The sequence below is a fragment of the Pedobacter sp. UYP1 genome (genome assembly GCF_040547305.1).
Lineage (GTDB): Bacteria > Bacteroidota > Bacteroidia > Sphingobacteriales > Sphingobacteriaceae > Pedobacter.
The window spans coordinates 412,129-434,071 of record NZ_JBEPPL010000003.1 but is presented as its reverse complement, the minus strand read 5'-3'; the positions used below and the strand labels follow the sequence as shown (position 1 = coordinate 434,071).

23 protein-coding genes are annotated in these 21,943 nt (G+C 39.9%); 15 read left to right on the top strand and 8 right to left on the bottom strand.

Going from position 1 to position 21,943, the window contains the following annotated elements:
- Nucleotides 1-58 precede the first annotated feature (58 nt).
- Nucleotides 59-646, top strand: a complete 588-nt coding sequence (locus tag ABIB30_RS09735; RefSeq protein WP_354301487.1) for an RNA polymerase sigma factor — start codon at nt 59-61, stop codon at nt 644-646.
- The gene (locus tag ABIB30_RS09730; RefSeq protein WP_354301486.1) at nt 643-2,157 is read left to right on the top strand and encodes an outer membrane beta-barrel protein; all 1,515 of its coding nucleotides are present in this window, start codon (nt 643-645) and stop codon (nt 2,155-2,157) included. Before ABIB30_RS09735 ends, ABIB30_RS09730 begins: the two co-directional genes overlap by 4 nt.
- Nucleotides 2,158-2,183: 26 nt before the next feature.
- Here the strand turns inward: ABIB30_RS09730 and ABIB30_RS09725 are convergent, their stop codons facing one another.
- From ABIB30_RS09725 to ABIB30_RS09710, 4 genes are all read right to left on the bottom strand, one after another.
- A complete protein-coding gene (locus ABIB30_RS09725; RefSeq protein WP_354301484.1) occupies nt 2,184-2,873 on the bottom strand; it encodes an FkbM family methyltransferase in 690 nt (229 codons plus the stop codon).
- 82 nt (nt 2,874-2,955) lie between these two features.
- Nucleotides 2,956-4,104: an acyltransferase family protein gene (locus ABIB30_RS09720; RefSeq protein ID WP_354301482.1), complete on the bottom strand. Its 1,149-nt coding sequence runs from the start codon at nt 4,102-4,104 to the stop codon at nt 2,956-2,958.
- Between the two features lie 145 nt (nt 4,105-4,249).
- Nucleotides 4,250-6,901, bottom strand: a complete 2,652-nt coding sequence (gene ppsA / locus ABIB30_RS09715; RefSeq protein ID WP_354301480.1) for a phosphoenolpyruvate synthase — start codon at nt 6,899-6,901, stop codon at nt 4,250-4,252.
- A gap of 175 nt (nt 6,902-7,076) precedes the next feature.
- Nucleotides 7,077-8,021 carry a DUF4421 family protein gene (locus ABIB30_RS09710; protein WP_354301478.1) on the bottom strand — a complete coding sequence of 315 codons (945 nt, stop codon included), beginning with the start codon at nt 8,019-8,021 and terminating at the stop codon, nt 7,077-7,079.
- A 155-nt stretch (nt 8,022-8,176) separates the two neighbouring features.
- On the opposite strand from ABIB30_RS09710, the gene ABIB30_RS09705 reads away from it, so the two are divergent.
- The 5 genes from ABIB30_RS09705 (at nt 8,177) to ABIB30_RS09685 (ending at nt 11,758) form a co-directional block, all read left to right on the top strand.
- Nucleotides 8,177-9,043 carry a helix-turn-helix domain-containing protein gene (locus ABIB30_RS09705; RefSeq protein ID WP_354301476.1) on the top strand — a complete coding sequence of 289 codons (867 nt, stop codon included), beginning with the start codon at nt 8,177-8,179 and terminating at the stop codon, nt 9,041-9,043.
- Between the two features lie 93 nt (nt 9,044-9,136).
- Nucleotides 9,137-9,667 (top strand): YbhB/YbcL family Raf kinase inhibitor-like protein, encoded by a 531-nt coding sequence (locus ABIB30_RS09700; protein WP_354301474.1) that lies wholly within the window; start codon nt 9,137-9,139, stop codon nt 9,665-9,667.
- A gap of 13 nt (nt 9,668-9,680) precedes the next feature.
- Entirely contained in the window at nt 9,681-9,992 is a 312-nt protein-coding gene (locus tag ABIB30_RS09695) for a hypothetical protein (RefSeq protein WP_354301472.1), read from the top strand.
- A gap of 74 nt (nt 9,993-10,066) precedes the next feature.
- Nucleotides 10,067-10,792 carry an SDR family NAD(P)-dependent oxidoreductase gene (locus ABIB30_RS09690; protein ID WP_354301471.1) on the top strand — a complete coding sequence of 242 codons (726 nt, stop codon included), beginning with the start codon at nt 10,067-10,069 and terminating at the stop codon, nt 10,790-10,792.
- A 51-nt stretch (nt 10,793-10,843) separates the two neighbouring features.
- Nucleotides 10,844-11,758 carry a helix-turn-helix domain-containing protein gene (locus tag ABIB30_RS09685; RefSeq protein ID WP_354301469.1) on the top strand — a complete coding sequence of 305 codons (915 nt, stop codon included), beginning with the start codon at nt 10,844-10,846 and terminating at the stop codon, nt 11,756-11,758.
- Nucleotides 11,759-11,778: 20 nt separating this feature from the next.
- Here ABIB30_RS09685 and ABIB30_RS09680 read toward each other — a convergent pair whose 3' ends face one another.
- Entirely contained in the window at nt 11,779-12,204 is a 426-nt protein-coding gene (locus ABIB30_RS09680) for a hypothetical protein (protein WP_354301467.1), read from the bottom strand.
- Between the two features lie 343 nt (nt 12,205-12,547).
- Between ABIB30_RS09680 and ABIB30_RS09675 the strand changes: the two genes are divergently transcribed.
- Nucleotides 12,548-13,798 carry a cation:proton antiporter gene (locus ABIB30_RS09675; protein WP_354301466.1) on the top strand — a complete coding sequence of 417 codons (1,251 nt, stop codon included), beginning with the start codon at nt 12,548-12,550 and terminating at the stop codon, nt 13,796-13,798.
- A 31-nt stretch (nt 13,799-13,829) separates the two neighbouring features.
- On the opposite strand, the gene ABIB30_RS09670 is transcribed toward ABIB30_RS09675, so the two are convergent.
- Together ABIB30_RS09670 and ABIB30_RS09665 are read right to left on the bottom strand one after the other, a co-directional pair.
- Complete coding sequence (locus tag ABIB30_RS09670) at nt 13,830-14,564, bottom strand: SDR family oxidoreductase (protein WP_354301464.1); 735 nt, start codon at nt 14,562-14,564, stop codon at nt 13,830-13,832.
- A gap of 62 nt (nt 14,565-14,626) precedes the next feature.
- Nucleotides 14,627-15,508: a helix-turn-helix domain-containing protein gene (locus tag ABIB30_RS09665; RefSeq protein ID WP_354301462.1), complete on the bottom strand. Its 882-nt coding sequence runs from the start codon at nt 15,506-15,508 to the stop codon at nt 14,627-14,629.
- Nucleotides 15,509-15,721: 213 nt separating this feature from the next.
- On the opposite strand from ABIB30_RS09665, the gene ABIB30_RS09660 reads away from it, so the two are divergent.
- Nucleotides 15,722-16,651: a glycerophosphodiester phosphodiesterase family protein gene (locus ABIB30_RS09660; protein ID WP_354301460.1), complete on the top strand. Its 930-nt coding sequence runs from the start codon at nt 15,722-15,724 to the stop codon at nt 16,649-16,651.
- Nucleotides 16,652-16,949: 298 nt separating this feature from the next.
- On the opposite strand, the gene ABIB30_RS09655 is transcribed toward ABIB30_RS09660, so the two are convergent.
- On the bottom strand, nt 16,950-17,846 hold the full coding sequence (locus tag ABIB30_RS09655) for a helix-turn-helix domain-containing protein (protein ID WP_354301458.1): 897 nt from the start codon (nt 17,844-17,846) through the stop codon (nt 16,950-16,952).
- 163 nt (nt 17,847-18,009) lie between these two features.
- Between ABIB30_RS09655 and ABIB30_RS09650 the strand changes: the two genes are divergently transcribed.
- From ABIB30_RS09650 to ABIB30_RS09625, 6 genes are all read left to right on the top strand, one after another.
- On the top strand, nt 18,010-18,768 hold the full coding sequence (locus ABIB30_RS09650) for a glucose 1-dehydrogenase (RefSeq protein WP_354301456.1): 759 nt from the start codon (nt 18,010-18,012) through the stop codon (nt 18,766-18,768).
- Between the two features lie 126 nt (nt 18,769-18,894).
- Nucleotides 18,895-19,305: a (R)-mandelonitrile lyase gene (locus ABIB30_RS09645; RefSeq protein ID WP_354301454.1), complete on the top strand. Its 411-nt coding sequence runs from the start codon at nt 18,895-18,897 to the stop codon at nt 19,303-19,305.
- 70 nt (nt 19,306-19,375) lie between these two features.
- The gene (locus tag ABIB30_RS09640) at nt 19,376-20,041 is read left to right on the top strand and encodes a carboxymuconolactone decarboxylase family protein (protein ID WP_354301452.1); all 666 of its coding nucleotides are present in this window, start codon (nt 19,376-19,378) and stop codon (nt 20,039-20,041) included.
- Between the two features lie 13 nt (nt 20,042-20,054).
- A complete protein-coding gene (locus ABIB30_RS09635; protein ID WP_354301450.1) occupies nt 20,055-20,474 on the top strand; it encodes a putative quinol monooxygenase in 420 nt (139 codons plus the stop codon).
- Between the two features lie 61 nt (nt 20,475-20,535).
- Nucleotides 20,536-20,727 (top strand): SDR family oxidoreductase, encoded by a 192-nt coding sequence (locus tag ABIB30_RS09630; RefSeq protein WP_354301627.1) that lies wholly within the window; start codon nt 20,536-20,538, stop codon nt 20,725-20,727.
- A 37-nt stretch (nt 20,728-20,764) separates the two neighbouring features.
- On the top strand, nt 20,765-21,943 hold the full coding sequence (locus tag ABIB30_RS09625) for an NAD(P)-dependent alcohol dehydrogenase (RefSeq protein ID WP_354301448.1): 1,179 nt from the start codon (nt 20,765-20,767) through the stop codon (nt 21,941-21,943).

The following is a 21,943-nucleotide window of genomic DNA, read 5'->3' as shown; positions in this document are numbered from 1 at the left end:
CCATTTTGCTGCGTAGTGCTATTGAAACGTATAGATGTGAGATTACTAAATTATTTTAATGAACCTATTTGCTAAGCAACATTCTAAGCTGATTGAAGGTTGTAAAGCTAACAAACGCGCTGATCAGGAGAGGTTGTATAAACTTTTCTATGCTGATATGCTGCGTTTGTGTTACCGCTACCTGAAATCTGATGAGCTGGCTAAGGAAGCGCTAAATGCTGGGTTTTTAAAAGTATTTCAGCATATCAGTACATTTAATGAAAAAAAAGGGGAATTAGGTGGCTGGATCAGAACAATTATAGTAAGAACCTGTATTGATCTTGGACGAAAGGAAATTAAATTTAGTAAAGATGTCAATGTTTTAGAAGAAGCGGAAGATGTTTTTATGCCTCCGGCTGTACTGGATAAACTTTACGCAGAAGACCTTTTAAAGTGCATTCGCCTGTTACCTGATGCAACAAGGCTTGTTTTCAATCTATCGGTAATTGAAGGATATTCGCATGGAGAAATTAGTGAACAGTTAAATATCAGGGAAAGTACTTCCAGGTGGCATCTGTCTGAGGGGAAAAAAATGCTTAGAGAAATGCTCACCTCTCCAAATAGACAGATGAATCAACCCACTGAAAATAATAACAAGATCATATGAGAAATTCAGCTTGGTATTATAAACTTTGGCTTAAAAAGCTATCCAAACTTCCTGTAAAAGAAGATGCTGGTTCTGCGTGGGCGGGTATGAAAGATATGCTGGATGCGCAAATGCCTGTTAGTAATACGGGTAATAATAGCGGTGGAAGTCATGGGAATGGAAGCAATGGTGGCAATACTGTGGCAACAAAGCCATTTACTGCTAAACTTATTTCTTTGCTTGGCTATGCGCTTCCTGTTGCAGCAGCAATTGGTGTAACCACTTACCTTGTATCACCAGTGGTGATCAAGCCCGAAAATGTTGTAGCTCTGAAGAAACCACAAGCTCATCTGCTTATTGATACTGTAAATAGCAAAGATCTTCCTGTTTTTGCTGATTCTTTGATAAACAAGGATACCGATAGCGCTCGTGTTCTATCAGTTAATAGTTTATCAGGAGACTTGAAGGGTGTTAAGCCTGAAGCCAATGAGCTTAATAAACAATCTTTTGAGGTAAAGCAGGATGCAGGTTCAAAAACAGAAAATATTCAGGTTGAAAATTATGCGATAAAAAAACAGCCCGGTAACAGTGAAAATATAGTATCGCCAAATATTGGATTAGCTAAAGGGGCTACAACATCAGCTATAGAAAGTGTACAACAGGGCAAAGAGGGAAACAGAACATCAGCCAGAGAGACAATAACTGATGATGAAGAGAAAGCAATTAAAAAGGAGAAAGCAACTAATAAAGAGAAAGCTGGTAATAAGGAGAAAATAACTAATAGGGAGAACGTAGCAGGTGGAGATAAAGTGAGTGGTGGAAAAGCAATACTTAGTCCTGCTGTCAATGTCGGGAATCCGGCGGCTAAAGTTGTATCATCGAAAAAGACAAAAGTTAGCCGTAACCCGGGAATAAAAGAGGTCATGACTACTCCAGATTATAATTTTGGACTGGAAAGTGGATGGAACACGGGTAAAAATAACGGCCTGTATGTTGGAGTTTTCGGTGCATATAGCATTAAAACAAATTTGTTATTGAATGTGGGTATCCGATTAAACACATCAACTGCACTTTCAGGAAGTTATATCACTAAACCTAGTGGGTATCTCCGGGATACTGTATCAACTTATAAGATATCGGATAATAGGAAGCTGATGGTTTTAAATGTGCCTTTAACTCTTGAATACAGGCTTTCAAATAAGATTAGCATCAATGCCGGCCCAGTAATCAGTTTTCCACTGAGCCAGTCAAAAATTAATATCCAGTCTGAACGCTACAAAGCTCAGTTGCCTTCTACTAAATATCTGGACTCCGCCCGCCACAGCGCCGTAGATTCTACCTTGAATTATACTAAAGTAAATAAGGTAAATCTGGGTATCACCGGTGGGATAAGTGTTCGTTTCCATCAGTTTTATATTGAAGGTAAGTATTTAAGAAATCTCACACCTTATAAGGTTAGCAATAAATTAGGAGGCTATCAGCAGTATAGCGGTTCTTTCCAGCTTGGGCTTCGCTATCAATTTAGAAGATAATGTTCCTGATCAGTGATTTACCCTGATCAGGCAGGCCTTAATTTAAAGAATGAGGTCCGGTTTGTTTTAGCAACCAATTCATAATTTCTTGTTGAAAGGTAGTTATATATTTCAGACCCCGCCAGGTTTTGAATATCTATTCCTGTCTCCACCATGATAAACAACGGTATATATTTATTCCAGTTATTTGATTTTAATACTTCAAGATCAAAGCCTTCTGCATCTATGTTTAAAAAGTCTATAGTCTGTCCTTCGGGTAAATGAGTTGCCAAAACCTGTTCAAGTGACATAGTCTTAATATTGATCACGTTGGTAATCTTATATTTCGAATTTGATGCAGCCCTGCTAGTTGATATTTCTTTATCAAAACTATTCAATGCAGGTTCATTAAAACAGTAAAATGGAAGTATACCTGGGGTGCTATCGATACCGATATTAAGATTAATATCCCGGCGGCGAAATAGGTTAAATAGCTTGAGTGCACCAGGAGTAGGTTCAATGTTTATTCCACGCCAGCCATTTTGATAAAAATGTACGGTGTTTGAAAAACGATAAGGGTGGTGCGCGCCCACATCAATATAAAATCCTTTATAGTGTTTCCTGTTTTCAAAACATGATCTGTAGATCATATCTTCTCCTTCTTGTGAATAAGATCTATGGAAGAAAAATTTATCAATAGGGAAGGTCTTTTTTAGTGTTTTGATTAAGGCTTTCATATTTAGTATATGGCCATTCATTTGAATGGTTCTATAGTAAATACGAAAGCAGGGAAGCAAACGCTGGGCAAGGGGGAAATATTTATTTCCCCCAAATACGATTTATAAATCTCCGGCTGGGACGTTCCACCCATTGATAGGTAATATAAGAGATCATAATGAGCAGGATCAGATAGGTTATGCAGTATAAAACTCCGCTTGAAAAATCAATATTCTGTTTACCTCTTCCTATTCCTGTAATCCCAGGCAAATAAATGCCATGTGAAAATGGTTCTTGCAGAAAGATCTGCATGAGATAAACTGAATAAGAAATGTCTCCCAGGAATTGCGGGATTTTCCGGTTACAGAACTGTGCTATTTGACCAGTATTGGCTGTAAAGCTAAGTACAAGCACTGCAAACAACAAGACTGTGAGACTATCATTAAGTGCAAAGTGCATAGAGATAATGATTGCGAAAATTATAAGCACCGCAGCTACATCATGGGACAAAGCTTTTCTGACAGCGCGCAATTCATAAAGCAGGTAGACAAGAATACCAGTTGTAAATCCAGCAATTCCCCGGATATATCCATAATCAAAAGTTGTATTCAGGTTATGAGGGACTGGGATAGCAGGATTTATAGGGTTTTTTCGTGGAAGTAAGTACATAATGGAGTAGTATGCAAATACTATAAGCAAGATTAAAAGGATAACAGAAATGGTTTTTTTCTTATGAATACATAAGGTAATAATTGGAAAAAGGAGGTAAGCAGCCCATTCGGCACTGATGCTCCAGGAAGGGATATTCCAATTATAGATCTTTGTAAAGCCAAAGGAATGGAGCAGGAAAATATTCGGTAAAATGTCAGCTGGTTGTTCAAGGATAATAGGAGGATTACCCCAATTGGTAAGCCAGCGCACAAGGACTACAAGCAGCAAGAGTGAAAACAGGTGCAGCGGATAAATTCTGGCAAACCTGGCAACAAGAAAGTTTTTCAGCGATTTTGCCTGGATCTTATCTTTAAATTGGCTGTTGTATACATGCAGCATGATAAAACCACTCATGATAAAGAACAGATCTACCATCAGGTAGCATTTTTCGAAAAACATGGACTGTGCAGCAGGAACGAACCGGGCAACAGCCATTTCAAAATGAAACACTGCGACCAGTAATGCTGCAATTCCACGTAAGGCCGTTAACGAAGAAAGATACTCAACTTTATGAGCTGTGATCTGAGTGGTTTGATTCATATGAGGTTTATAGCTGGTTATATTCTTTCTTCTTCATTCAGGAGATTTTAAAAGTTACGGTATTTATCTTCTAGAATAAAAAGAGTGCAGCTGAGTGATCTTATTAAGCATAATTGTTACAAAAACAGCGGGTTAATAGGACGATCTATAGTATTTCAATATAGCCATCTGTTCCATTTACCCGGATTCTTTGTCCGTCTTTGATCAGACTGGTCGCATGCGCTGCTCCGACAACAGCTGGTAAGCCATATTCACGTGCGATGACTGCTCCATGGGTCATTAACCCGCCAACTTCAGTGACCAAACCTTTGATGGATACAAACAATGCAGTCCATCCGGGATCAGTAAATGAGGTGACCAATATGTCTCCATCTTCCAGCTCAGCATCTTCCATTTTTAAGATAACACGTGCCCGTCCTTCTATAATTCCAGAGGAAACGGCCAGCCCGGCGATGGCTCCGGCAGGGAGATTTTCTCTTTTGTATTTACCCGTAATGATTTCTCCGTCAGAGGTAATCACGCGTGGTGGCGTTAGTTTCTCCTCAAATCTATATTGTTCTTTTGCTTTGCTGATGAGCCGGTAATCCAGTTTATGTGTGCGTACAACTTTGTGGAGCTCCTGGAAAGTAAGGTAATAGATATCTTCTTTTTCATGAATAACACGAGCTTGTACAAGTTTTTCAGCTTCCTTCAGTAAAGCTTGCTTATAGACAAAGAAACGATTAACTATTCCGTATTTTGGATATTCACGGTAACCGGCGAAATTCCGGAGCAGGCTGATCATTTGTTCGGTCTCCCGCGCTTTTTGCGCACCATCTGGTAATTGCTCCAACCGGTCCAATAACTCTTCTTGCTTTTTCAATGCCTGGTAACTTCCCTGGTCAAACTTCTGATTGCGGGCATTTGGTTTAAAATTTTGGATATTACTCAGAATCATGGGGATCAGTATAGCTGGTTTTTCGCTCCAGCGTATTTGAGTAATATCGATTTCCCCGGCACACCGCATTCCATATTTATCGAGATAAGCATAAATAGCATCCTGAGCTTGTTTTCCACCATGGAGTTGAGTCAGATCATTCAGAAAGCTATCCTCTTTTACCTGTTGTAAATAATGAATTACTTCTGGATATGGACGGATTACATCTGCAACATCCAATAACTCCAGACCCATTTCTGAAGTAATATTGTTGGGTGCAGATTGAGAAAGCAGGTCTGCCGCATTTTTTTCACCTAACCATTTCTTCATGTTTTCATTGATCCATGTTGAAGCACTTATGGAAGCCATAATTGCATTCATATTTTGCGGATCAAACAGGGTCGTCCTGGACTGCTGACCATCTTCCAGGATAAAATCAAATAAGTCTGGTCCTGACTTCGTTTGAATATGATGTTTTAATACTGCGATCGATTCCTCACTACGCTTAATCAGCTCGGAGATGATTGCAGGATTATCTTCGATTTGAGCCAGAATATCTGCCGAAGATTTGCCTGTACTACTTGGAATTTGAGTTAATTCTTGATTGTCATCAGGTGTCATTTTTATAAAATCCTGCCGCGCCAGGAGTACTAAAAGTGCATCTTTGATGAGCGGATCGTGTTCTCCCATCACCTCTATGATCATCTTTCTGCTCGCAGGTGAAGCCAGATTGGCTGTTAAATCAACAAATAATCTTCCGCCAGCTTTATACATAGGTCTGGCAGCTGTTAATTGCCATAAAGATATACCCAATGGTTTCATGGCATCAGTCATCATTTGTTGATGACCCACAGATACATAGACGTGATTTTCCTGATCGTTCACTTCAGGAACCGGATATAAAGTAGTGATTGGACGGCTTTGGACGATATAAAAGGTATCCTCAGCTAAACACCATTCGATATCCTGAGCAACGCCGAAATGCGCTTCTATCTTTCTTCCTATACCTGCAAGTCGTAAAATCTGCTCATCCGTAAGTGCCTGGCTATATTGTAACTCTGGCTCAATTTGCTGTTCTTTCGTACCACCATCTTTTAAAGCATAAATACCCAATTTTTTAGAAGATATCTTCTTATCGATAATTCTGCTGCCATATACCTTATAAAGATCTGTATTCACTAATCCGGAAACCATGGCTTCACCAAGTCCGAAGCTTGCATCAATAGACAACGTTTTTCTATGACCGGTAAGGGGATCGGCAGTAAACAAAATTCCTGCCACTTGCGGAAACACCATTTTCTGGATAACCACAGAAAGGTAGAGTTTACGGTGATCAAAGCCATTTTGAAGGCGGTAAATTATTGCCCGCTCCGTAAATAGGGAAGCCCAGCATTTACTAATATGCTTTAGAATTACTTGAGTCCCGATCACATTTAAATAGGTATCCTGCTGTCCTGCAAAGGATGCAGCTGGCAGGTCTTCTGCTGTAGCGCTGGACCTTACAGCAAAGGCATCTTTTTCTTCAAACTTTGAAAGACAACCTACAACCTCTTCTATTATATCTTTAGCGATGGGGGTGCTTTCAATTGCCACCCGTATCTTCGCACTGATTTCGCTGATATTTCTCCTGTCTTCTGCCTTAAAACCTGCCAGTTCATCCAGTAAGCTGTTGAATTCCTGATTGTTTTCAACTGCTATTTTATACGCTTTGGTGGTTACACAAAAACCTTCAGGAACCTGTATGTCTTTGATTCCGGACAGTTCGCCCAGATTGGCACCTTTACCTCCTGCGTCCATAAAATCTGAACTATCGATTTCCTGAAAAAAGGCTACATAGGTCTTTCTGTTTTTTACTGTGCTGACTTTGTTTTGAGGTATCATAAGATGGGGTTTGAGAGCGGGTAGAGAACCAAAAATATGAGGTGAAATGCATCAAAACAACGTTTTTTGACTATATTTTTCCATGCGCAATAATAAGGTGAACAGGCGCGTTATACATACAAAAAAGGTTAAATAACTAACACTGCTGAAGGGGCTACAGAGGAGTTATAGTTAATTATCTTTTCTTCTTCTTTTTTAAAAAGTTATCAAAGTGTTTCACATAAGAGAGCTCAAAGTTTGCAGACGTTAAGTCAAGTTTATTATCCTTTGAAGGAAATAAAGACTTATTATTGACGAGCATTAAAAAAGAAACAGCCCAATCAGACCGGTGATATGCTGCCGAGCCACGGGCAAAACCTGTAGGATAAGCCTTTATTTTTCCATCTTTCAACAATTCTGGCTCATTTCCAAGATTAATTCCTCCTTTTGCCATACCAGATAAGAGCCAGTGATTATTCAAAACCCAGGAATAGGCATAACCTGCATTCATACCTAATTGAAAGTTGGAAATATAGTTATTGCCGGTTGCCAGTAAATTCTTATCCGATTTTATTTTGTATAAATACGTACTTCCCCCCAATATGAAACTACCAGCAGATTTAAGTTGTTTCTCACGCTGTTCAAATGCTGCTTTTGCTGAAAATTGACTGCTATTGAACAGATAAGAACCTTCTGCACCTATTTGTTGTACTGATAAATTGGGATGAAGTTTTATTTCTTTAATACCCTGATAGAAGCCTTTATAGCGCAAGAAAAAAAGATCCAGCATCAGGCGCCTTCCATAACGGTGAATCTGGAAATCGATTGATTCAGTTTTTCCATGGTCTTTGCCACCTACCTGAGCAATACCAAAATCATATCTAAAATTTAAAACGGTGTTTTTTACGGAGACCCCTAAACCTAGTTTCAATAAATTATTCGGTCTGTATATTTCGTTGCTTTCGTTTATTTCTATAAAATTATTAGAAAGAAAACTTGATATTGATATTTCCTGGGGGTATGTTTCGATGTAGGTGGTGTCGACAGTGGTCTGACAAAAAGCAGTCTGCGTTATAAAACCAACTGAACACAATAAGAGCAATCTGAATTTCATTTGTTGATGAAGTACTATTGCTTTCATTTGATACTGAGTTTGATTAATTTTTATGCCGAAGATAGTGTCTTGATAGCCCCCTTAATATAAAAGCTTTTGGAAGCAGACATAATACGGTCTGAAGCTTATTATAGTGGGACTGAAATTATAGTTAATTTTATACATTTGCTTGATCTTATCCTATGAAGAAATCTATAATATCTGCTGATCTTCATGCTGCTGGTACACAAAATGTGATTGATCCTGTTTCAATCATGGGTTATAATTCGGAGATAACGAGTGTTAACTCCAGGATTAAATTGCGGCAAAACTTATTCAGCTTTTTGCTGGAAGGCCAAAAAAGTGTTCAGTATGCGGAGACACAAGTAAAAATAAATCCGAATCAGTTTTTGTTGCTTTCTTCAGGCAATTGCCTGATGAGTGGGAAGATCCCGGCAACTGGTGGTCGTTATAGGAGTATCTTATTTTTCTTCGACAATAAGCTATTGGCAGATTTCTTTATCCGTCATCCACAGGCACTGCGGACTCCGGCTAAAAAAAATAATGAAGAACCTTTCCTTGTCTTTGAGAAAGATGAATTTCTGATCAACTTCATTGAGTCGCTTGGTTTTATGCTGGCCTCTGCTCAACCTTCATCCATCGAAATGCGAAAGGTAAAACTGGAAGAATTGCTGCTTTATCTAACCGAGCATTATCCAGAGAGAATTCAGAAACTTCGCAATTTTAGTAATGAAGCCGATGACGACTTATTGATCCGTGAAGCGATTACAGCTAATATTTATAACCCTGTGACCGTTGAGGAGCTTGCCTTTTTATGTTACATGAGCTTATCAACCTTTAAACGGCGCTTTGCTAAACTTCATGGCACCTCGCCAAATAAATGGCTGCTGGAAAAGAGGATGGAGAAAGCAGCTCAAATGCTTAAACAAGGTGAATGCAAGGCAAGCGAAATATACTTTGAACTAGGGTATGAGAATCTGTCGAGTTTCATCCAATCTTTTAAACAGGTTCACGGAATAACGCCTAAACAATACCAGTTATCAAATTGAACGTTTAGCAACACTTTTTGAACGTAACCCTATCTTCTGCCGATCTTCTTCACTATACCTTTGAATCACATTCAAATATCAATCAAGAAGACTATGGTAACATTAACAACAGCTGCTGCAACTAGCAGCAATGCCCCGGAGCTAACATTTACTTTGAAGAGTAATGAGCTTGGAGGGCAATTGACAAACAAGCAGTATATTAACGGTATGGGTTTCTCTGGCGAAAACCAATCGCCCCAGCTTTACTGGAAGAATGCCCCAAAAGAAGCCCAGAGCTTTGCAGTGACGGTTTATGACCTTGATGCTCCAACTGGTAGTGGTTTCTGGCATTGGGTAGTTTTCAATATCCCTGGCAATGTGCATGAACTCCAATCGGATGCGGGAAACCCGGCGAAAAAATTACTCCCTGAAGGCGCTGTGCAAAGCAATACTGATATGGGTACTCCCGGTTATGCGGGTGCGGCTCCACCAGACGGCCCCGCACATCGTTATCTGATCACTGTTCATGCTTTGGGAAACAAATTGGAACTGGATACAAATGCGACTCCGGCATTCGTAGGCTTTAATTTGCATTTCGCTACGCTGACCAAAGCCTCACTATTGGTTTACGGACAGAAACATTAGTAAACTGGCTTATATGGATGATAATTATTACAGGAACAGTCATCTGGTTATGATGACGCTTAAATCTGATTGCCAGCTGTTAAGCTCGTACTTACCTTGTTCAGGTTTAAATAATCATCTCGAATATTACAAGAGACAGCCAGGAAAGCTGGTTAGCTATGGGTACTGTATGAATCAGGAAGCGATTTGTATTGTTTTAAATGTGGATTGCAGTGATGATCTGGAGTACATTATTTCCAATGACCCGCAATTAAGTTCTGGGACCCTGGAAATTGATGTGATCATTCCCTTTCGTTCTCATTCAGGTTTTGGCTACAATATTTAAGGATTAGCCTACAATTGCGATTCGGCAAAGCGGGAGATTTGCAGCTATAAGAATCAAAGATTAAATTAATTACGATGAAAACAGTTTTGATCACCGGAGCCAATAAAGGTATTGGCCTGGAAACAGCAAGGCAACTTCTGAAGCTGGGATATTTTGTTTACCTGGGTAGCAGAAGTAAAAGTAACGGACTGAAAGCAGAAGAGGAATTGAGGGCTGAAGGCTTAGCTAACGTAGAAGCTGTCGAGCTTGATGTTACAGCGCTGAATTCTGTTATTCAGGTAAAAGCACGATTAGCAGATAAGTTGCCAGCATTGGATATATTGATTAACAATGCTGGTATTGCAGGCGTTCAGCCCCAGAATATTTCTCAATGTGACATGAATAGCTTAAGGGAGATATTTGAGACTAATTACTTTGGTGTCGTCCAGACAACCCAGCAGTTTCTTCCTTTGCTCAGGAAATCTGAAGCACCTTCTATTGTGAACGTTTCTAGTGAGGTGGGATCTTTGACTATGCAGACCGCAGCCGGAAGGAGGGCTAATTGGGATAATTATCATGCTTATGGTTCTTCTAAAACTGCTCTTAATGCTTTCACTATCGCGTTGGCCCATGAGCTTAGTGGTACAAATGTCCGCGTAAATAGTGTTACCCCTGGTTATACCGCTACTGATTTGAATGGTTTTCATCAAACAGCAAAAAAAGTAGAACAGGGTGCTAAAGTTATCGTAGACCTGGCTACCCAGCAACTACCGGGCACTTCGGGTAAATTCTTTGGGGAAGAGGGCGAAATGCCATGGTAATACCTTCCTCTCAGATTTTTTTTCTTAGTTTGTAATATTGACTATTTGAACATGGCTAACCAACAAATTCAACGTATAAAATCCATCAGCGAATATCACCGGCTCAGAGGGCTGCATCAACCTGAGCATCCATTAATCAGCCTGGTGGACTATGCGGCCATGAAAAATTCACCCGATAACAACAATATAAGCTGGGTATATGATTTCTATTTCATTGCCTTGAAGAAAAATATGAAAGCCAAATTCAAATATGGTCAGCAGGACTATGATTTTGACGAAGGTGCAATGTTTTTTATTGCTCCGGGACAAGTTTTCAGGATTGAAGTAATTCAGGATGCCCCGGATAAGTCAGGATGGATGTTATTGATCCATCCTGACTTTTTATGGAACTTTACGCTGGCAAGTACCATAAAGAAATATGAATATTTTAGCTATACCGTTCATGAAGCCTTATTTCTTTCAGAAAAAGAAGAGGCTGTAATTTCGGGTGTTATCCAAAACATTCAGCAAGAGTATCATGCTAATATTGATACATTCAGCCAGCAAATTATCATTTCTCAAATAGAAGTGCTGCTGAATTATTCACAACGTTTTTATCACCGTCAGTTTATTACCCGCAGAATTGCAAATCACAAAGTTCTTAATCAACTGGAAGCTTTACTGGATCAGCATTTCAGCAGCAATGCGATGACCAAGGGATTACCTGCCGTTCAATACATTGCGGGGCAGCTTAATCTTTCCCCGGATTATTTAAGCACTTTACTGAAAGTGACCACTGGCCTGAATACGCAACAGCATATACACGAAAAACTGATAGAAAAGGCAAAGGAAAAACTAGCCGGCACTGCGATGTCTGTAAGCGAGATCGCTTATGAATTGGGATTTGAGCATTCTCAGTCCTTTAGTAAGCTGTTTAAATCCAAAACCAATCTCTCGCCAAAAGAATTCCGACAATCACTGAGTTAGAGGAAAGTCAGTAACAAGCTTTATTTTTCCGTCAGGCAACTTTTATTCTGGGTAGCTTTTGCCAGCAGCGGATCAGCTGAGTTTTGGGTAATTTCCTGGCAGGTTATTTTGTTTGCGTAACCGCTTTGGGTGCTGACAACACTGATATAGTTTACTTTGCCCTCCGCTACCGTTATCTTTAAGGGCGCAGATTTTTTTCCGTTCGATATTCCTCCGCTAACCACGCTAACAGTATGTTCGCCATTGCCGATGTCATGTATAGAGAAAGATTTATTTTTTAGTTTGCAAACTAATTTGTCATCGATGTATATTCTGTAGTTAACTGCAGAGCCTGTATAACCTGTAGAACGTATCAGGTATACCTGTCCCGGTTTGTCTTGCGAAAACACGTTAAAAGAAACTGTAAGTGTTAATGCTAAAAAAGCGAAGAATTTAATCGTTTTCATAGGTTTGAAATTTAGTATGATCAACTAAAAATAATGAATTTTATATTGAAGTTGAAATTAATCTTTGTATTTCAGCCTGCTGTTTAGTGAAATTAAAATACTAAACAAGGTTTTATTGTACCTCGATTTGTCTAGCTATTACTTAGATTCATCTATCTCTGCATTGCTGAAAATAATGTAAATTTCACCTGAATAATAAGGTGATAAATGAAGATACAGACAGCAGTACCTTCCAGGGATACTGGGCTGAGGGAAAGCTTTATCAATAATTAAGTAACATCCGCCCGGTTTCTCCCAACAATCCTTAAAGTTCACTGTTGTCTCTTGTAAATTATAAAAAAGAATGGAGCAATATCTGGTTATACTTACAATCATAGGAGTAGGAATTCTTGGAATGGCCTGGATGCCTTCCTTTACTGCCAAAACCAGGATATCCTATTCTATTGTTTACCTTTTGATCGGCATGTTGCTTTACAGTGTTTTTGATTTCCTACCAGCTCCAAACCCAAGGACGCATGGTGAATTTACGCTGCATCTCACAGAACTGGTACTTATTGTTTCACTGATGTGCACGGGGCTGAAAATTGACCAGAAATTTTCATTCAGGACATGGATAATCCCGTTCAGACTGATTACTATTACTATGTTTCTTTGCATAGCAGCAGTTGTAATTATAGGAATCTATTATTTTAAAATGCCGCTACCTACTTCTATACTGCTTGCTGCTGTGCTTGCGCCTACAGATCCCGTACTGGCTACAGACGTACAGGTAGGTGACCCCAATGAGCAGGACCGTGACAATGCTAAGTTTTCTCTCACTGCCGAAGCTGGTTTTAATGATGGGATGGCATTTCCGTTTGTATGGCTTGCCATTGCGCTGGCCATGACCTCAAAAGGTGACACTTCATTTTTGGTTACATGGGCATTAAAACATGTACTTTACCAGATTGTTGCCGGCATACTTTGCGGATTTTTACTGGGTAAATTTTTAGGTTATATACTTTTTACACTCGCTGAGAAATATGAAACTTTCGTTACTCAGGATGGCTTTGTCTCCGTCGCAGCAACGCTGCTCGTATACGGTGCGACTGAAATTATTCATGGATATGGATTTATTGCCGTATTTGTTGCTGCAATCACACTGAGAGCTTACAAAAGAGATCATAAATATTATAACCGTTTGCATGCATTTTCAGATCAGATTGAAAGAATCCTGGTTGCTATCATGCTGATTCTTTTTGGAGGAAGCCTGGTACGTGGAGTCATGAACAGTCTGACCTGGCCTATGGCGGCATTTGGGATTGTCTTTATCTTTATCATCCGCCCATTGTCCGGGCTGATCGGTCTGATCGGCACAAAACTCAAAATTCAGGAGAAACTGGTTATCAGTTTCTACGGTATTCGTGGAATAGGATCTATTTATTACCTGGCTTTTGCTTTTGGAACTACCTTTTTTAAAGGTCAGGATGCGCTTTGGTCAATTATAGCTTTCATTATACTCATTTCTATTGCCATACATGGCATTACTGCTGGCTTTACCTTTAAAAAGCTTGAGCAAGTATTACCTGAGGACAATGAAATAATTGCCAGATAATCCGTACTCAAGCTTCAATTAATAAATGATTTTACCACGGACAGCTTGATTCCGGGAAATATTCTTCACTGAAATATTTTCCGGTAGGCCCGTCCTGACCAATTAGTGCATACCTGGCAATACGTTGTCCTGCTTCTTCTGCAGTACTTGTTCCTTGTTGGCTGGTGAAATCGGTTTTAGTCCATCCCGGGCAAACTGCGTTGACTTTAAATGGGGTATGACGAAGTTCATAAGCCAGGTTAACCGTATACATATTAAGCGCTGTTTTACTGGACTGGTATACCGCCATTTTGTTGTCGTAACCTGGTGAAGAAGTGTCGGCTGCTAAAGTTAGCGAGGCCATAGCAGAACTTACATTTACAATGCGTGGTTCGGATGATTTTTTCAGCAGTTCAATAAACGCTTGTGTAACGCCGATCACACCAAAGACGTTTGTTTCAAACACTTTTTTAAATTGAGCTATAGTCGCATTGAGTGCTGATTGCGGAAATCCGCCAGAGATACCTGCGTTATTAACGAGCACATCCAAAACTTCTGATTTCTCACTAATTGTTTTGCGGGCGGCATGGATAGATTCCTGACTGGTTACATCCAGTTCGATAGCTTCTACATTTGTAATTCCTTCAGATTTTAGTTTTTCAACTGCTGCCAGGCCGCTGTCCAGGTTTCGACTGCCTAAATAAACTAAGAATCCTTTTTGAGCAAGTATTTTTGCTACTTCAAAGCCAATACCTTTGTTTGCTCCTGTTATTAATGCTGCTTTCATTTTGCTTTCTTTTGATGAGCAAAAGTATGCGTCAAAAAGATGGGCAACAGGGACGAATCTTTTTAATTGTGGGACAAATCCTGCAATTCAGCCAGGTAGTTGCTAACGCTTTTGCCAGTGCTCTTTTTGAAAAGACGGGAAAAATAACCAGGATCGTTAAACCCTAATTCATAAGCCAGTTCTTTGACCGAAATATTGGAGTATTGCAGTTTCCGCTGTGCTTCGAGCATGAGCCGGTTTGTGATCCATTCTTTAGGAGAAACACCTCCAAATTCTTTTACAATGCCATAAAGGGTGTTAGATGTTAAGGCTAACCCGTCTGCAATATGCTGTACATCATGGTGCTCAGTTAACTGGGTTTCTACCGCCAGTTTAAAGGCTATATATTTTGCTAGTTTGGAACCGGCAATGATTTCATGGCTTTGATATTGCTCAAAATAAGCAGTATTGAACTCTGTCAGCAGCGTATGCAGGTGCGCCAGGATGATCTCGGCTTTTCTTTGTTTTCCGGGAGTATGAAGGAGCTGAAACAATCCAGATAGCAGATTTTTTACCCGTTGTTGTGCGGGCTGATCAAAGGCAATGGTATTGGCATTGAAAGGGTTAACAAGGAATTGATAAGAGCCTGGCAGCAGTGTCAATGTGTGCTCATCAAAAGAAAGGGCATACTGCCGCATGTTTACATCATAGGGTAACTTGGTAAAGATTTGGTTGGGTAATCCGAAGGCCATTTCACCATCGTTAATGGTAAATTCTTTTAAATCGGTCTTAAATGTTTCGGAACCCTTTTCCAGGTATTGGAAATAATAATAGGAAAGCCGGTGCGGTTTACGCAATATGCGCATAACGTCCGCAGGTAAAGGTATTTTACAATTTTCATTCAGGGCGATCGACAATTTATCGTGATGCCTGATCTTATCCAGTAATCCTGTCGTTTCTTCCAAGGTTGGTTATTTATTTAAGACAAAGATAATTAAAGAAATGGATAGTAATTTTTGTGAAGAGGTACCTGGGTTTTAATGCGATGATAATAATATATTAATGTCAATTCTACTACATATAGCCCAGTGCTGATTATTTTTGCGGCGAAGGAAGAAGGTGTAAAATTGTTTTTAGTTGAAATGTTTATATTGTTTCTTTCTGGTCAAATCAAAAATATGAGAAAATTAAAAAATCTGAAATCTGCTTTGTTTTTATCTGTTGCAATGGGTGCTGTTCTGGTGTTTATGAGTATGAAAACTACTGTACCCCGATTGAAACCGGGCGTATTTTATACTGTAGGCCATCGCGGAACACGTGGTCTGATGCCTGAGAATACTATTCAAGCGATGAAAAAAGCAATTGATCTGGGTTGCAATACGATAGAAATTGATATACATATCACGAAAGATGGGCAGGTCATCGTATACCATGATAACTCGTTTAATCCTGAATATACGCTTTTGCCGGGCGGTAAAGAATTTACTGAAGGGGACCGTAAGCAGTATACCTTTTACCAAATGAATTATGCAGATATCCGCAAGTTTATCATCGGTGAGAAAAAAAATTCATCTTTCCCACAACAAAAGCAAGTGACGTGTTATACACCTCTTCTTAGTGAATTGATTGATTCTGTAGAAATGTATACCAAAACCAATAAACTTCCCGGAGTTAATTATTTGATAGAAATTAAATCAAATCCGTTGACCGATGGTTTTGAACAGCCTGTCCCTGAGATTTTGGTAGATAAGATGATGGCTGTAATCAATACCAGGGATATAAGTAAAAGGTTTATCATCCAATCTTTTGATATACGTCCGTTAAAAGTAATGCATCAAAAATATCCTGAAATTCCTGTGGGGCTTTTAACTGGTGATCGTAAAGTTAGTATGGCTGAAAATCTTTCTGCTATGGGATTCAACCCTGATTTTTATAACCCTTATTATGGCATGGTTACTCCGGAACTAATTGATTCCTGCCATAAGAAAGGGATGCTGGTAGTTCCGTGGACAGTTAATGAAATGACTGATATGCAGCGGATGAAAAAGCTGAAAGTGGATGGGATCATAACTGATTACCCAAACTTTTTTTCTGATCTCTTGAAGTAAAGAGTTACTATATATAATTGATTATCAGGAGTAAGATCTTTATTCCTGATAATTTATGCTTAATCAAATTCTAAATTATTTGTTCAAAATCTAAAGGAATAGAAATTTGAACACCTTTTACTATTCATGAACCGATAGTTTTTATGATTACTAAAATTCTTGTGAGATAGCTAAAGTATATTTGAGTAAATAATATCCTGGCAGTATGTTTATCATTTTTGTTTTAACGATTTATCCCCTATAAACTTTATTAACCATATTTTATGGTGTGGGATATAGGGGGGCTATAAAAGCATTGTCAATTAATTGACCTGTAATCGTTAGGGGTAATACCGGTACTTTTCTTAAATGCGCGGGTAAAATGCGCAGGATATTTAAACCCCAGTTCGTAAGCAATTTCACTAATTGATCTGTTAACATCCAATATTCTTTCTTTAGCCAAATCCATTATTTTCAATTGAATATATTCAGACGCAGTTTTGCCGGTTTCTTTTTTGACCATATCCCCGAAATAGTTAGGAGAAAGATGCAGTTGTTCTGCGCAATAGTTTACAGCTGGTAAACCTATAGTTTGCGGTTTTTCGGAGCGGAAATAGGCGTTTAGCAAATTTTCGAAGCGCTCGATGTTACTTTTGTTTACTTCGCTTCGGGTAATAAACTGCCGGTCATAGAACCGGACGCAATAATTCAAAAATAGCTCAATATTGGCCGAGATCAGCGTTTTGCTATGCTTATCAGTTCCCTGTTCTAATTCGTATCTGATCTTATCAAAGCAATCCAGTACAATCTTTCTTTCTTTTTCTGAAAGATGCAGCGCATCACGTGATTCATAAGAGAAAAAAGTATAATCATCCATGTGTTTGCCCAGAGGGGTGCCACGGATCAGGTCAGGATGAAATAACAGCGCAAAACCCTGAGGCTTATAATCCTGATCAATGCTCACATTAATCACCTGTCCCGGTGCAACGAAAACCAATGTCCGGTCCTGATAGTCATAGGTGTCACGGCCATATTTGATATCTCCACAGCGGACATCCTTCAGATAAACCGCATAAAAACCAAATGTCATTCTTGAAGCATAAACTTCAGGGTAAGTCCCCTCAAAATTGATGATACTTACCAAAGGGTGCAAATTCTCCTGATGATAAAATGCATCATGCCTGCTCACCTGATCTATCTGCAATATATTTTCCATAGCCGTTTATTTAAATACTCAATCAAATTTAATAGTAAATGCAGCCCACATACAATAATTAATTATAAACCTGTAAAAATGGTAAGAGAACCTGTATTCTGTCTAAGTAATTTAAGCAGTAGCGGCCTGACCTTTGTTTAATAATAACATAATTATCAAAGACATGAAAACAATGGAAGGAAAAGTGGCACTAGTTACGGGTGCAGCTTCAGGATTAGGATTGGCAACCGCAAAGGCATTCGCAGAAGCAGGTGCGGCGGTTGTTTTAGCGGATTGGGATGAAAAAAGTGTTCAGAATGCAGCAGATCAACTGAAGGCGATCGGATATCGAACACTGGCTATCAAATGCGATGTTTCTGACGACAAACAGGTGAAAGAAATGGTAGAAAAAACCGTTGACGCGTTCGGCAGTCTTGATTATGCCTACAATAATGCGGGTGTACAAAATGAATTGGCGGAAGCAGCAGACCAAACATTAGAAGATTTTGAACGTGTTAACGGGATTAACTACCGGGGTATTTGGAGCAGTATGAAATATGAATTGCAGCAAATGGTTAAACAAGGAAGTGGCGCTATCGTAAACTGCTCTTCCATTGGTGGCATCCGGGCTGGTGCGCAGCGCGGTGTTTATCATGGCGCTAAACATGGTGTGATAGGGTTAACCATAAGTGCTGCAGTAGAATATGCAGGCCGTGGTATCAGGATCAATAGTGTTAGTCCCGGGCTTTTTCAAACAGCGATGTCAGATCAGATGATTGCCGCTGGCCAGCAAGAGGCATTGGACAGTATGCTGGCAATGGTGCCAGCCGGCCGTTTAGGTCGCCCGGAAGAGATAGCAAGTACTGTGCTGTTTTTGTGCAGTGACGCCGCAAGTATGGTGGTGGGCCACAACCTGGTTGTAGATGGAGGCTTTACCGTCTAATCACAATAATTAACAAGATGTATTATGAGATCAAGTATTAAATCATTTGTATTATGTTTTTCAGCAGGTATCATAACCATGATCTCAGCCTGCAACATTAACACAAACGATCAAAAATCAAGCAACATGGCAACAACCGAAGACAACGAGCTCTTCAATAAAGGAGAGGCGGCACCAGCCGGTTACTTTACAGGAGCAGCATTTATACACCCTTTAGTAGGCAGGGATAATAACAATGAGTTTGCACTTGGCAGTGTTACTTTTAAGCCAGGTGCGAGAACAATATGGCATACCCATCCTAAAGGACAAGTCCTGATCGTAAGCGAAGGACAAGGCTTTTACCAGGAAAAAGGCAAGCCTGCGCAGCGTCTGAAAAAAGGTGATGTAGTAAATATTCCCGAAAATGTAGAACACTGGCATGGTGCTGATGCACAACACAAGTTAGTACATATTGCCATCACCAACTATAAAGATGATCAGAATGTAGTCTGGTTAAAACCTGTTTCTGAACAGGAATACGCAGACGTAAATAAGTAACCCTATGATGGGCAGCAAACGATCAGTCAAATTGTTACTCTTTTTCATTTTAATTATCAATGTACAATCTATGAATGCACAAACACAAGCAGATGGTCTGTCACTAACCTTACAACAACAAAGTATGGTTGTAATTTCTGCCTTAACTGCCACCGGCAATATCGAAAAACTAGACATAGCACTTAACAAAGGACTGAATGCGGGCCTTACCGTCAACCAGATCAAAGAAGAACTGGTACATCTCTATGCATATTGCGGTTTTCCGCGCAGCCTGAACGCAATTAATGCTTTTATAGTTGTTTTGGATAAGCGTAAGGCAGAAGGGATGACAGATCAGGAAGGCCCTTGTGCATCACCAGTTGCCACTTCGGATAAGTATGAAACATGCAAGAAAAACCTAAAGGCCCTCACCGGTGTAAAAGAAACAGGCCCCAAAAGAGGAGCTAACGGGTTTGTACCCTTGATCGATACTTTTTTGAAGGAGCATTTGTTTGCGGATATATTTAGCCGTGATCTATTGACCTTTCAGCAAAGGGAGCTCATTACTATTTCTACCCTGGCTGCGTTAACAGGTGTTGAATCACAGCTACAGGCACATATTGGAATGGGTATGAACACCGGGATCACCGAAAAACAACTGGCAGATACTTTCGGGCTTATCGAGTACACTGTAAGTAAAAAGCAGGGAGACATTGCCAGAGCGGAACTGAAAAAGATAATCTCATCCAAAAAATAATAATCAACATCAGATGAAAAAGAGGAACTCAATTAGTACAGTTTTAATGATTTGCATCACCATCCTTATGGCAAGTCATCATCAAGCTACTGCACAGCAGAGCGATAGAAAAGTGCGCATTGCCAGATTGGAGATTTATCCGGAGTACGTGGAAGCCTATAATGCTGCACTCGCGGAGCATGCTAAAACTGCTGTAAGGGCAGAGCCTGGCGTCCTGGCATTACAGGCGGTGTACGATAAAGCCCATCCTGCACAAGTTACCGTGCTTGAAATTTATGCCAGCGAAAATGCTTACCAGGCACATTTAAAAGCGCCGCATTTTCTGAAGTATAAGAATGACACTTTAAAGATGGTCAAATCGCTTGAACTGATTGAAACGGAACCTATCGCTATTGAGATCAAACCGGAAATGTCTGGAAATAATGATCAATAAATCACCTTCAAAATCTATCTGTGAATACACAGGTTAAGTATGAGTTTCAAAATTTTGTTGTCTGGATTACAGGTGCCGCCCGGGGTATGGCGGTGATAAAGATCTGCTGGCTTCATTCACCAAATCAACACCAATGGGAAGACTTGGAAAGCCAGAGGAGATTGCGGCTGCCGTTCTGTGGTTAAGCAGCGACGCGGCAAGTTACGTAACCGGACAAACACTGGTTGTAGATGGTAGGGTACTGGCCCAATAACTCAATAAATACTTACAGATAACTATAAAAACAGAAAATGCAAAAGGACGATACTTCCAGAAGGAGATTTCTTTATCAATCAGCCACATTAGGTGCGGGTATCGTGTTGGCAAGGCCGGTTACCTTATTAGCTGAAAACAATCAAAAAACACCGCTTATGGAAAATATAACTAGCAAGGGCTACGCAGGCCATGATAAATCAAGCAAATTGACTTTGTGGAATTTTGAGCGCCGTTCTTTAGGCGACAACGACATCCTGATCGATATTAAATTCTCTGGAATCTGTCACTCAGATATTCATACTATACGCGGCCACTGGGGCGAGCAGGTTTATCCGCAGGTTCCTGGCCATGAGATTGCTGGTATTGTATCTGCTATTGGTAAAAATGTAACCAAATTCAAGGTAGGGGATAAAGCAGGTGTGGGTTGTATGGTAGACAGCTGTATGGAATGTAGCAGTTGTAAAAACGGTGAAGAGCACCACTGCGAAACTACAGGGATGGTAGGTACCTATGGCACGCCGGATAAAACCTCACCATGCGGGATTACCCAAGGCGGTTATTCAAACAACCTGGTAGTGAAAGAATACTTTGCCATTAAAATCCCGGAAAGCATCAGCTTGCAAAATGCAGCGCCATTATTATGTGCAGGGATTACTACCTACTCTCCTTTAATGAAGGCCAACTTTCAGAAAGGCGATAAGATTGGCGTTGCAGGTATCGGCGGTTTAGGCCATTTAGCGATCAAGCTGGCAGTAAACAAAGGCGCACAGGTTTATGCCTTTACCACCAGTGAAAATAAACGTCAGGATATCTTATCATTCGGCGCAAAGGAAGTGATCGTTGTAGATACATTGGATAAACTGAAACCTTATGCAGGCACTCTGGACTATATGATCTCTACTATCCCTTATGCCTATTCGCTTTCAGATTATGCATTTTGCGTGAAACCTTACGGACACTTTACGCAGGTTGGTCAGCCTATCAATGGTGAATTTAAGATTGATAACGCCAAGTTTTTTTTAAGCCGGGTAAACTTTAACGCCTCGTTGATTGGTGGCATTCCTGAAACGCAGGAAGTGATGGACCTGTGTGCCGAAAATAAAATCTATCCGGAAATAGAAATCATCAAAGCCTCAGAAATCAATGACGCCTGGGATAAAGTAGTAAACAAGCAGGCACGGTACCGCTATGTAATTGACGCATCAACCATCTAA